This is a genomic window from Sorangium sp. So ce448 (assembly GCF_051520915.1).
In the GTDB taxonomy this organism is placed as follows: domain Bacteria; phylum Myxococcota_A; class Polyangia; order Polyangiales; family Polyangiaceae; genus Sorangium; species Sorangium cellulosum_B.
Genome location: NZ_CP150343.1, coordinates 9074094 through 9086325, shown reverse-complemented (window position 1 = coordinate 9086325; position 12232 = coordinate 9074094). Strand labels below are relative to the sequence as shown.

Here is a 12232-nt window from a genome sequence, read left to right as displayed (position 1 = left end):
GCCGCGCGCGTCTTCCTCGACGCGCGCCGGGCCGCCTTCGGGCTGGTCCGGCTGGCGGCCCGAGGCCGCGATGGCCTGCGCACGCGCCACGAAGCCCAGCAGCGCCTCGCGGAAATTGTCGGCGGAGAACTGCTCGGCGTTGAGCCGGCAGGATTCAGGGCGGAACAGCGCGGCATTGCGCTCGAACCGCTCCACCGCATCGACGATGGAGGGCGCGCTCTGCTCGGCGAAGAACACTCCGGTCGGCATCGCGCTGGTCTCGTCACGCACGGTCTCCAGCGCGCCGCCCCGGCCATAGGCGATGACCGGGGTGCCGCACGCCTGGGCCTCCACCACGGAGATGCCGAAATCCTCCTCGGCCGCGAACACGAACGCGCGCGCGTGCTGCATGATGCGGCGCATCGCCTCGAACGGCTGATGGCCGAGCACCTGCACATTGGGGCCGGCGGCGGCGCGCACCTTGTCCAGCTCGGGTCCCGCGCCGACGATCACGAGCTTGCGGTCCGGCATGGCGCGGAACGCCTCCGCGATCAGCGGCATGCGCTTGTAAGGCACCAGCCGCGACACCGTGACGTAGTAGTCCTCGTGCGGGCCGCCCGGCACGAAGGCGTCCACGTCCACGGGCGGGTGGATCACGCTGGCGTGCCGCCCGTAGATCTTGCGGATGCGCCGCGCCACGAACGCCGAGTTGGCGATGTAGTGATCCACGCCATCGCGCGTGCGCGTATCCCAGTTGCGGATGTAGTGCAGCAGCATGCGCGCCAGCGCCGAGCGCAGACCGCACTGCAGGTTGCTCTCGCGCAGGTACTGGTGCTGCAGGTCCCACGCGTAGCGGATGGGGGTGTGGACGTAGCTCACGTGGAGCTGGTCCGGGCCGGTCAGTATGCCCTTGGCCACCGCGTGCGAGCTGGAGATCACGAGGTCGTAGCCGGACACATCGAGCTGCTCGATCGCCAGCGGCATCAGCGGCAGGTAGCCGCGATAGCGCTCGCGCGCGAACGGCAGCCGCTGGATGAACGACGTGGTGACCGGTCGGCCCTGCAGGAAGGCGCGCTCCTCGGCAAAGTCGATCAGGCTGAAGACGTCGGCGTCCGGATAGCAGCGCAGGATCTGCTCCAGCACCCGTTCCGCACCGGCGTAGGCCACCAGCCAGTCATGCACTACTGCGACTTTCATCTCGGCTCCCCCCAATCACTTCTCACGTCATCGGCGCATCCGCTCATTCGCAACGATTGGCCGCCTCGCTGTAGGCCTGGGCCGTCTTGGCGGCGATCACCGGGATAAGGCAGTCAGCGACGTGCGCGCGGCCTCGGCCATCTGCGCGGCCAGCGATTCCGGCCTGTCGGGCGCGCCGGAATCCGTGCGCAATGCCCCGGGCGGACGCAGCGCTGAGGTTTCGGCAAGCGCCCAAGGTGCGGTCATCTGGATTCTCCCTCCAGCGTCATGTCAGTGGCTGGCACGCGCGCCGCTGCGGGCCGCCGTGCCAGACGGCGGTACAACTGCAGATAGCGTTCGCCCATCGCGCCCCAGCCCTGGCCCAGCATGGCGGCGCGGCCGGCCTGGCCCATGCGCCGCAGCGCAGCGGGGTCCGCCGTGAGCTGGCGGATCGCGGCGGCCAGCGCGGACGCGTCGTTCGGGTCGTCCAGCACCACGCCTGCATCGGGCGGCACGAATCCCGCCGCGCCCGTCGAGCGCGCCGCCAGCACCGCGATGCCGCTGGCCATCGCCTCCAGCACCACGAGCGACATCGCCTCGTAGCGCGAGGGGAACACCAGCGCGTCGCAGCTGCGCATCAGCGCGGGCATGTCGGCCACGTGACCGATGAAGTGCACCCGCTCGGCCACGCCGAGGTCGCGCGCGAGCTGCGGGTAGACGCTGCCCTCGGTGGTGCCGGCAACGGCCAGCGCCACCGGTTCCGGCACATCGGCCAGCGCGGCCAGCACCGTGTCCAGGTTCTTGCGCGACGTGCGCAGGTCGCCGGCAAACAGCAGCAGCGGCACGCCGGCGGGCAGCCCGAAGCGCTCACGGCAGACCTTGCCCGGCGCGAACTCGCTGGTGTCCACGCCGTTCGGAATCACCTCGATGCCGTCGGCAGGCACGCCCGTGGCGTGCAGCTCGGCGACGATGCGCGGCGTCAGCGCGACCACGACCCGCGCCTGCCGGAACGCGCGGCGCTCGAGCGGCACGTTGACGTGCGTGTACAGCCATCGGTACGCGGCGCGCCAGCCATCGCGCAGCCGGTATGGGTAGTACCCCGAATGCAGCCAGCCATGGTGGACGAAGTGCGCGGTATTGACGTCGGCGCGCGCCCACGTGATGAATCCGTTCACGTGGACGATGTCGAACCGGTGCCGGTTGCGCGCGAGCCACCAGCCACTGGCGATGGCAAATACCTGGTCGCGCAGCAGCGCGGCGGGCAGGCGCACCTCGGGCACGCACTGCCAGTGAACGCGCGGGTGCTTGCGCCAGACCTCGGCCACGCGGTTGGCCACGAGCGTGACCTCGCAGCCAGCGGCCAGCGCGGCGGCGACGATCTCGTGATTGACACGCCCCTGGCCGTCGTTGTGGTCGACCACATACGTGACGATGGCCACCTTCAACGGCGCCGGCATGGTCGATTGCGGACTCATGCGCTGGGTCCTCCCTGCGCGGCCAGCATGCGGGCATAGCGGGGGCCGATCACGGGCAGCGTCACGCCGATCTGGAACAGAGGTGCGGTCATCTGGACTCTCCCTTCAGCGTCATGTCAGTGTCTGGCGCGCCCGCCGCTGCGGGCCACGGTGCCAGACGGTGGTACAACTGCAGATAGCGTTGGACTCATGCGCTGGGTCCTCCCTGCGCGGCCAGCATGCGGGCATAGCGATGGCCGATCACGGGCAGCGTCACGCCGAGCTGGAACAGGATGCCGTCGAGCCCGTTCAGCGTATTGCAGAACACGAGCATCGACACCAGCGCGATCGACGTGCCCACGGCCGCGGCCAGCAGGCGGTTCGACTTCATCGCCAGCCCGCGCTTGATCGCCCGGCCCATCATCCACAGCAGCCCGGTGATGTACAGCAACGTGCCGGGCAAGCCCATCACATACGGAATCTCCATCAGGCCGCTGTCGAACACGCCGAACTTGCCGAGCTGGTTCGTGGCGGAGTCGAGCTTGGTGCCGATGCCGACCGACCCCATGCCCTGCCCGCCGATGTCGCTGGTGGCCACCGACAGGAACGATTCATAGAACTGCAGCCGCTCCTGGAAGCTGTGGTCGTCCTGGATCGACGTGAAGCTCTCCATGCGGTCCAGCACCCGCTTGGCGAATTCATCGATCGCGAACATCGGCACCGACAGCGCGGCCACGAGCAGGATGGCCAGGATCACGCGCGAGCGCGTGCGCCCGTCGATGCAGGCCAGCGCATAGAGTCCGCCGATGATCAGCCCGCCCCATGCGGAGCGCACCGCCGTCAGCAGCAGCGCCGCCAGCCCCGACAACGCGCCCACCCAGACCACCTTGTCGCGCCCGGCCACCATGAACAGCAGCCCGCTCATCAGCACCGTGGCGAGCGGCCCCGGCGAATTGAGCGTGCTGAACACGCGGAAGCTGAACGGGAACGGCTCGCCCACCGAGTTCATGCCCGAGCGAACCAGCCACATGGCATCCCACGGCGGCATCAGCACGTACTGAATCACCCCGTAGACGCCAATCACGAACATGCCCCAGCTGAACGTGGTGACCAGCACACGCGCATAGATCGGGTAATGCTTCCACGTGGAGAGGATATGGAAGCCCATGAAAACCGGGATGATGTTGTAGCCGAACGAGTACAACGCAGACGGGATGCTGTTGCGGATGCAGCCCACCACCAGCGCATAGGTCAGCGCCAGCACCAGCAGCAGCGACGGGAACGCGCGCTTGGTGGCCACGACGCGGTAGTGCGTGAGCACGGTCAGCCCGCTCATCACGGCCACCAGGACCGGGGTAATCATGATCGGGCTGATCGGGTTGAAGGCGCCGTTGGAGAAATCCGCGAGGCGGCGCACCTCGGGCGAGAGGAAGTACAGCCAGCACATGAACGACACGTAATGGGTCGGGCAGCGCTGATAGCACAGCAGCCCCACGAGCACCGCGCCCGCCGGATAGAACAGCTCCACCACGCGCCCCAGCCGCAGCAGGATCATCAACAGCACGAACGCGAAGAACAGCCCCGGCACCAGCGCGGGATGCAGCTGCCGCTGGTTGCGTCGCGCGGGGGCGTCGAGGGCGAGGTCCATTGCCGGGGTTGCTCCGTCGGGCGTCATGCTGCCTGGCCCGTGGCGCGGGCCAGCACGTCGTCCGTGCTGTCGGCCGGCTGGTGGCCGCCGTTGCTCCTCACGGTGTTGAGGATGCCGCCCACCACGTTGCCGCCGGCACGCTTGAGCCGCTTCACCGCCTCCACGATCTGCTGCTCGGTATGCGCGCCCGTGCGCAGCACCACCACCGTGGCGCCGGCCAGCGCGGCCACCTGCATGGCGTCGTTGTGGTCGAGCACCGGCGGCGTGTCGATGATGACGAGGTCGTAGGCGCGCGCATAGCTCTCCAGCGCCTGGCGCAAGCGCGTGTTCATCAGCAGCTCGGCCGGCGTGGCGCCGAAGTTGCCGGCCGGCACCAGCCAGAGGTTCGGCACGCCGGTGGGCACCACGGCCTGATTGGCATCGAGCCGGCCGCCAAGCAGCTCGGACAGGCCCGTGCCCGCGGCACGGTTGAAGTTGCCGGACAGGCGCCGGCGGCGCAGGTCGGCATCGATCAGCAGCACGCGCCGGTTCGACTTGGCCAGCAGCGTGGCGAGGTTCTGCGCCACGAAGCTCTTGCCCACGCCCGACGTGGCGCCCACCATCGCCACCACGCGATGGTCCATCTGTTTGAGCGTGAACTGGAACTGCGCGCAGATGCCGCACAGCGCCTCCATGGCCTCGTCATGCGGGCGGCTCTCCGCCAGCGCCGGCCGCGTGGCGGCGGGCAGCCATTCCTCGGCGTGTTCGGGCGCCACCGGGACGCGCTCCGCGCCGGCCAGCTCCACCGGCATTGGCAGCTCGGGCGGCTCGCTGGCCTCGAGCCGCGGGTGGTCCTCGCGCCAGCTCTGCGCGGGGCTGAACGGAATCTCGCCGAACATCGGCAGCGCCAGGCGGTGCTCGATCTCCTCGAGCTCGCCCATGCGCCCGAACACGGCGCGGCGCATGAACACCGTGAGCACCGCCAGCACGAAGCCCAGGATCAGGCCAGCCGCGATGATCAGCGCGCGCTTGGGCTTGACCGGCGACGACGGGATCAACGCCTCATCGAGGATATGCACGTTGCCCACCATGCCGGCGCGGTTGATCATCAGCTCCTGCGCCTTGTTCTGCAGGGAGATGTAGATCTCCTGCGCGATCTTGACGTCGCGCTCCATGCGCACGCCCGCCTTCTCGGACGCGGGCATGTCGCGAAAGCGCGCTTCCAGCTTCTGCTGCATGGCGCGCAGCTGGCCCAGCTGGGTGTCGATGGTCTGCACGTCCGGGTGCCCCGGCATGAAGCGCTGCAGCAGCTGCGTGCGCTGCAAAGTCAGCATCGCGATCTGGCGGTCGATCTCGAGCCCGCTCTCCAGGTACGACTGCGCCTCGGACGCGGGCCGCACCGCGCCCTGCCGCTGTTGCAGCGTGGCCAGCGCGTCCTCGGCCTTCTCCAGGTCGGCGCGCACGCGCGGCACCTCGGCGTTCACGAAGTCCAGCGTGCGCGCGGTCTCCTCCTGGTGGCGCTCGAGGTTCTGCCGCACATACGACTGCGCCACCGCGTTGGCGATCTGCATGGCCGCCACGCGGTCACTGCTCTCCATCGATATCTGCACGATGCCGGTCTGCTTGCCCTGCTCGATCACCAGCAGCGACTTGCCCAGCTCCTCGATGGCCGCGAGCTGGTTGGCGCGCGTCACGGTGAACTCGGTGCCCGGCCGCGCCACGAGCTTGGCGACGCGGATCTGCAGCGGGCCCTCGTCGACGGTGGCTCCGGCCCGTCCGGTCAGCAGCTGCATGCCATCGGGATCGAACAGCGCGAACGCGCCGTCATCGAGCACGCGCAGCGTCAGCGGCACGTCTTCCAGCGCCGGCGGCACGCCGAGCAGCTCCACGTCGATCTGCTCGCCACCCCACGCATAGCTCTTCAGACCGAACCACGCCGACGCCGGCTCGCCCGTCGTGGCAAAGCGACGCACGAGGCCGCCGATGAACGGCATGGTCACGGGCGCCACCGACACATTGAGCCGGAACGCGTCGAGCACCGGCTCCAGCACCGAGCGGCTGCGGATGATCTCGATCTCGGTCTCGGTGGGCAGCGGCTTGTCACCGCCCATCATCTGCGAGGCGCGCGCCAGCAGCGCGCTTTCCGGGTTGCTCGCCTGCACCTGCAGCAGCGCGTCGGCCGAATAGATCGCCGGCATCGAGTAGGCGTACAGCGTGGCGGCGGCGGCCACGACGGCCGTGATGCCGATCACCCAGCCAAGCTGCCGGCGCACCATCCGCGCCAGATCGCGCAGGATGAACTCGTCGTCCTCCAGGGGTAGCGGCGTACCGTGGGGGCGCTGGACAGGGGGGTTCATGTCGGCTCCGTACTGACTGGGCTAGCGAGCCAGTTCTTTGCTGAAGAACAGTGTCTGGATGGCGGGCGTGATCTGGTCCAGCACGCGGTTGAAGCGCACGGCGTCGGACGTGCCCACGTAGACCACGTCGAGCGGCTCCAGCTGGAACTGCGTGGAGAGCAGCATGGCGTCCACCTGCGTCATGTCGAGCCGGTACACGTCGGGCGTCTGCGGCTTGTCGCGCATGCCGCGCACAACGAAGATCTGGCGCGGATCGGCGGTGCGGATGTCGATGCTGCTGACGCCGGCCAGGGCGTCGGCCAGCGACAGCCGCCCCTTGTTCATCAGCAGCGACTGCGGCCGCACCACCTCGCCGAGCACGAACACGCGGCTCGACAGGCGGTCCGGCACATAGACGACGTCGCCGCCGTTGAGCAGGAAGTCGTGCGCGCCGTTGCGGCGCTCGATCAGCGCCTCGAGGTCGAACTCGTAGAGCCGGCTGTCACGCATCAGGCGCACCTTCTGCACGTCGGCGTCCGGCGCAAACCCGCCGGCCCGCGTGATGGCGTTGACGAGCGTCATCGGCACGTCGGTCACCGGCAGCATGCCTGGCGCGCGCACCTGGCCGGTCACGTCCACGTGCTTGCTGCGGTAGGCAATCACGCGCACGTCCACGCGCGGGTCGCGCACGGTGTTGCGGAGAGCCCGGATGATCATCCCGCGCAGGTCGTCGACGGTCTTGCCGCGCACCCGCAGCTTGCCCACGGGCGGGTAGTACAGCTCGCCATCGCGGTTCACGCGATAGCCGCTCTGGTCGGCCTGCGGGTTGGTCGGCGTGATCTGCAGCACGCCCGGCAGCGGCACGGTGGGGGCGGTCACCGGGGTGGTGATCAGGCCCGAGCTCAGCTCCGGGTGATCGAGCACGGTCACGCCGACGAGGTCCTGCGGGCCGAGCTCGTATTCGTATTCGCTCAGCGACTGGGCCAGGTCGCCCGCGCGCGCCGGCGAATCGGGCACGGCGGCGGCCAGCGCGATGGAGTCAGTCTGCGCGCGCACGAGGTCGGCGGTGATCAGCTTGACCGGATAGACGTCGGCGCCGGTCTTGGTCGACAGGTCGTCCTGCAGGCGGCTGGCGTCGAGCGCGGGCCCCGGTGCCAAGGTGCAACCACCCAGCGCGGACAGGGCGGCCGCGACGGCCAGCGTGGGGAGGATCTTGTTTACCATGGCAGCTTCTCCTGATCGAAGCTGGTGCACCCTTGTTGCTGTGTACCGATGGGGGCTATTGAAGCGCTCACGGCACCAGGACGCGCGTCTGTCTCCGCACGTTCAGATTCTGCACGTTCAAACACTCGATGGTGGGCGGACACCACGTGTCGCGCCTACCGGAGGGCGTGGAGCGCATCGGCCCGCGCGTTGCGTCAGCGACGATCGCCGCCGGGCCCACCCGCCCTCGCCGCCCATGCGCAGCGCGAATGCGCGCAGCCAGCCCGGATCGTCGTGCGAGCCCGCCAGCGCCTGGTACGCCTGGACCAGCGCGCGGCGGTCCCAGGATCATGGCGCGAGGTGCTCCGGATCGACGCCGCTCACCCCAGCGCGAAGGCCGTGCCCGGGATGTGCTGAGATGCCTCGACCTGCGGCGTCCGAGTCTCCTCGAGCACGGTGACCATGCACTCGGCGAGCAGCTCGTGCTTGAATGGCCGCTTGAGGAATGCGTTCGCTCCCGCCTCCTCGGCGTAGGCAATGACCTCAGGAGAGTGCCTGTCGCTGATCACGATGATCTTCAAGCGATGCAGCGCTGGGCTCCTGCGGATCAGCTCGCAGAGGTGGTACCCCGATTCGCGAGGAAGGTTCAGGCTGACGCAGACGACGTCGGGCGGGTCCTGCAGGATGCTCCGGATCGCCGCCTCGCAGTCGATCGCCGCATCGGCGAGGAACCCAAGTGTCTTCAAAGCGATCGTCAACCTGGCGGTAAATACTGGCTCATCATCGACGATGAGGACCCGCCATTGCTTCTTGTCAGTCATCGCTTTTCCCCCCGTGACACCAAAAAATCGACAGTGCGTATATAGCGGCAAACGAGACCGCCGCAAGAAAAAAGGCTCCGAGTTGGAATAGCGGCAAGTCGTCGGCGAGCCGTTCAGAGCAGAACCCGCGGCGCCGTGGGCGCCGCTCCCAGAGCGCGCATCTCACGGGACGACGAGCCGGCATCGTACGCGCTGGCACGCGCTGGCACGCGCTCGCCCGCGCGCGGTGCGCGCGCGGTGCGCGCGCGGTGCGCGCGCGGTGCGCGCGCCGTCAGCCCGGGTTCACCGGCTCGACGGGCGCGGAGAAGAGCGGTTTCATTGACGAACACCGTGTCTCCGGCCGAAGCGCGAACGAGCCGCCAGAGGACCTTCGGTGCGACGTTCGCCGCTTCGAGCTTGCGCGCCGCGCGGCGCGGCGCGGCCAGGGTTCAGCTGGCGCCGCGGCCGGCGATCACGACCGGGACAGTCTTCAGGAGCAGCTTGATGTCTTCCGCTATGCTCCAGTGGTCGATGTACCGCATATCGAGGTACATCCACTCATCGAACGAGATGTCGCTGCGGCCGCTCACCTGCCACACGCACGTCAGGCCGGGACGCACCGAGAGGCGCCGGCGCTGCCAGGCCTCGTATTTTTCAACCTCGCTGGGGAGCGGCGGGCGCGGCCCGACAAGGGCCATATCGCCGCGCAGCACGTTGACGAGCTGCGGAAGCTCGTCGATGCTGTACTTGCGAAGGACGCCGCCGACGCGGGTCACCCGCGGGTCCTTCTTGATCTTGAACACTGGCCCGGCTTGCTCGTTCCTCGTCATCAAGCTCGACCTCAGCGCCTCTGCGTTGACAACCATCGAGCGAAACTTGAGCATCCGGAATGTGCGCCCATAGCGCCCTACCCGTTCTTGCCGGAACAGGATCGGACCTGGCGAGGTCAGCGCGATGAGCGCCGCGACGACGAGGAGCAACGGCGAGAGCAGGACGAGCAAGCAGCCCGATACCAGGATGTCGAGGACGCGCTTGGCGGCCATCTGGTAGGGCTTGTATTCCACGCTGAGGTAATGCACGTAGCCATCGGAGATGGCGCGGGCGTCCGCCGGGCGCGCCCGATCGAACCGGAAATGACTGGCCGGAAGCGCGAAGGGTATCCCGAACCGCTCGCACACCCGGATGCTGGCCTGCATCGCGCTTCCGTGCCGGAGCGAGTTGCCCGCGATGTACACCTCGCCGAACACGCGCTCCCGCAGGATGCGCTCGAGGTCGTCGCTCGTCCCGAGGATTCGACCATCGACTCGACCGCTATCCACCTCGTCGACGAAGGAGAGGTGACAGATCGCCCCGCGTGACGATCTCTGAGCGCGGATCTGACGGGCGGTGTGGCGGCCGAGCGGGCCGACGCCGATGACGAGGGTATCGTCGGGCTCGTGCCTGGCTAGCCCCCGCCCCCCGGGGAGCGTGACGCGGAGCAGGAGCGTGCCGGACCAGAGTACGGCGAGGAAGTGCTTCAGCGTCGCATCCGCAGCGTACCCGTCTACTGTCGCCCTGAAGAGAGCGAGCGTAGACGCGACGGCGAGCACCAAGACGGATGTCAGGACCAGATCGCCCGCGAGGCCCTGCGCCTTGAAGACGTCGTACTGGTGCAAGATGCGGCTGCCGAGCAGCCATCCCGCCAGCGCTATCGGTGCCATCGTGACGACAGAGCCCCAGTGAATGACACCTCCGGTCGACGCCGACGAAGCGATCGATGCAAGGACCAGGACCGCGCAGTCTGCTGCGAGGCTGAGCCCCGGCGCCATTCCCGGAGCCGCTGTCTGCTTGCGAAAAGCCATCGAATACCTCGGACCAGAGTCATGTTGAGTCTTTGGATAGTCGGGCAAATGACCCGACGCGTATTGCCAGGTATAGCAGGAAAGTCGACCCGCACCCTTGGACGAAGCAGGATTGCGGGGTCAGGCCTCGCCGGATGCGCGGCAGAGCTCTCGCGATTGCAGCCGTGATCGACAAGCGTCGAGGTCGAAAGGCGAGTGAATGCGTGAATCGCGGCTCGCCCGCGCCGGATCGATTGACGCTCGTGACGTCTCGAGCCGGAGGGCCTGCGGTTCGTCGAGGTCAAACTGTCTCTCAGGCGCCATTCAAGGCGAGCTCTGATTGCGGGCTGCGCTGCGGCGGCTTCTCGCGGCTCCGGCGCGAGATCCGTCTGGTCGCCTTCAGCGGTGAGGGACGCGGTTTCTGTCCGTCGTGCCTGAGCGAAGGTTGCGGCCGCCCGGCGCATGTTGTGGCCATCGTCGGCGCCCCCTGGAGCAGGCGCACGCGGGATGCGGCGTATCGACGACGAGGGCTACGCGTCTTTGGCAAAGGACTTTCCCTCTGCTTCGAGGGCAGCCTTGATGACCGCGATCGCCTTGGGGCCCACGCCATGAAGCGCCATGAGCTGGGCTTCCGTGAGCCGGGCGACCTGGTCCAGGCGAGAGACGCCGGCCGAAGCGAGCGCCCGCAGCGCCGGCTTCCCGATGCCCTTCGGAAGTGGAGATTCCTGTCGTTCTTTCGTTTTGCTCGGCATGTGCCTTGTTCCATGTCGGTCGTCGCCTGGGTCGCTGGCGCTCAGCGTCGCCGGCGAGCCCCGGCGTCATGAACACGTACAGCATGTCGAGGACGGCGACCGTGGTACAACATCGCAGCATTCCCGGGCCGGGGTAGCAGCGGCCGGGGCCGTGCCGCGGCGCTGGCGCGCGACCTCGGGACCCGCATGCCGCTCGCCCGCACCCCGCCGCCGCCGCGGAAGGGCGGGGCGCCGCTGCGGCCCCTGCTGACCGAGGCCATCGCGCCGGAGATCCTCTATGGCTATGGCGATCCGTGCGTTGTGCGGGTGGGCGAGCGCGCGTGGCGCTTGCTGGCCCCGCCAGCTGGCGGCCTTGCTTCACCGGGAGCCCGCCCTTGTGCGCGAGCTGTTCGTGGCCCGCAAAGACCAGCGCACCGCGGTCCTGGCGCTGACGCTGTGGCCGTGGGCGGCGACCCTCGAGCCCATGGAGCAATTCTTCGTCTTGCAGCCGCTGATCGAGGCGGCGACCGCGGAATTCACGGGGTTCGCGGGGCGGCTGGAGGAGCTGCGGGCGCGGGCGTGCGGCGCGGAAGCGGAGGAGATCGCCGGGATATCGCGGGCGCTCAAGACCCGCATCTACGCCCAGCGGCTGTCGGCCGACGGCCGCGGGCTGGAGGGGGAGCCCGCCGTCATTCTCGAGAACGACCAGCCCTGGGAGGCGCACCTCATCGAGGGCGTCTGGATCACCCAGGAGGGCGGGCGCTATCATCTGCTTTACGCCGGCAACGACTTCTCGACAGCGCACTACGGCATTGGCGTGGCCGTGGCGGACGCCCCCACGGGCCCGTACCGCAAGTCGTCCGAGGTCTTCCTGAGCTCCAGTGAAGAATGGTGGGGGCCAGGGCACCCGTCCGTGGCCGTGGGCGCCGACGGGCGCCACCACGTGTTCCTGCACGCCTTCCGCCCCGGGGGGGCAGGGTACAAGGCGTTCCGGGCGCTGCTTGCCGCGCCGATCCGCTTCGAGGGCGGCGTCGTCTCGCTGGACACGTCGGTCTGGCCGGCGGCGCGACCCGACCCGGGTTGAGGTGACCGTCTGCCACGTGTGC

The 12232-nt window shown here is 68.8% G+C and carries 9 protein-coding genes and 1 pseudogene; 1 reads left to right on the top strand and 9 read right to left on the bottom strand.

The window, feature by feature from the left end:
- From WMF45_RS34375 to WMF45_RS34335, 9 genes and pseudogenes are all read right to left on the bottom strand, one after another.
- Positions 1-1176 (bottom strand): annotated as a pseudogene (locus tag WMF45_RS34375) (glycosyltransferase family 4 protein); the annotation flags it as partial.
- Positions 1177-1272: 96 nt separating this feature from the next.
- A complete protein-coding gene (locus WMF45_RS34370) occupies positions 1273-1422 on the bottom strand; it encodes a hypothetical protein (RefSeq protein WP_437709544.1) in 150 nt (49 codons plus the stop codon).
- On the bottom strand, positions 1419-2600 hold the full coding sequence (locus WMF45_RS34365) for a glycosyltransferase family 4 protein (RefSeq protein ID WP_437719605.1): 1182 nt from the start codon (positions 2598-2600) through the stop codon (positions 1419-1421). Before WMF45_RS34365 ends, WMF45_RS34370 begins: the two co-directional genes overlap by 4 nt.
- 217 nt (positions 2601-2817) lie before the next feature.
- Positions 2818-4257: an O-antigen ligase family protein gene (locus WMF45_RS34360; RefSeq protein ID WP_437709542.1), complete on the bottom strand. Its 1440-nt coding sequence runs from the start codon at positions 4255-4257 to the stop codon at positions 2818-2820.
- 23 nt (positions 4258-4280) lie between these two features.
- A complete protein-coding gene (locus tag WMF45_RS34355; protein WP_437709540.1) occupies positions 4281-6593 on the bottom strand; it encodes a polysaccharide biosynthesis tyrosine autokinase in 2313 nt (770 codons plus the stop codon).
- A gap of 21 nt (positions 6594-6614) precedes the next feature.
- On the bottom strand, positions 6615-7796 hold the full coding sequence (locus WMF45_RS34350; RefSeq protein WP_437709538.1) for a polysaccharide biosynthesis/export family protein: 1182 nt from the start codon (positions 7794-7796) through the stop codon (positions 6615-6617).
- A 359-nt stretch (positions 7797-8155) separates the two neighbouring features.
- Positions 8156-8596 (bottom strand): response regulator, encoded by a 441-nt coding sequence (locus tag WMF45_RS34345; RefSeq protein WP_437709536.1) that lies wholly within the window; start codon positions 8594-8596, stop codon positions 8156-8158.
- A gap of 428 nt (positions 8597-9024) precedes the next feature.
- Positions 9025-10383, bottom strand: coding sequence for a sugar transferase (locus WMF45_RS34340; RefSeq protein ID WP_437719604.1), 1359 nt, complete (start codon positions 10381-10383; stop codon positions 9025-9027).
- 542 nt (positions 10384-10925) lie between these two features.
- Positions 10926-11147: a helix-hairpin-helix domain-containing protein gene (locus WMF45_RS34335; protein WP_437709534.1), complete on the bottom strand. Its 222-nt coding sequence runs from the start codon at positions 11145-11147 to the stop codon at positions 10926-10928.
- Positions 11148-11523: 376 nt separating this feature from the next.
- Here WMF45_RS34335 and WMF45_RS34330 point away from each other — a divergent pair, with 376 nt between their 5' ends.
- Positions 11524-12210, top strand: a complete 687-nt coding sequence (locus tag WMF45_RS34330) for a family 43 glycosylhydrolase (RefSeq protein ID WP_437709532.1) — start codon at positions 11524-11526, stop codon at positions 12208-12210.
- Positions 12211-12232 lie beyond the last annotated feature (22 nt).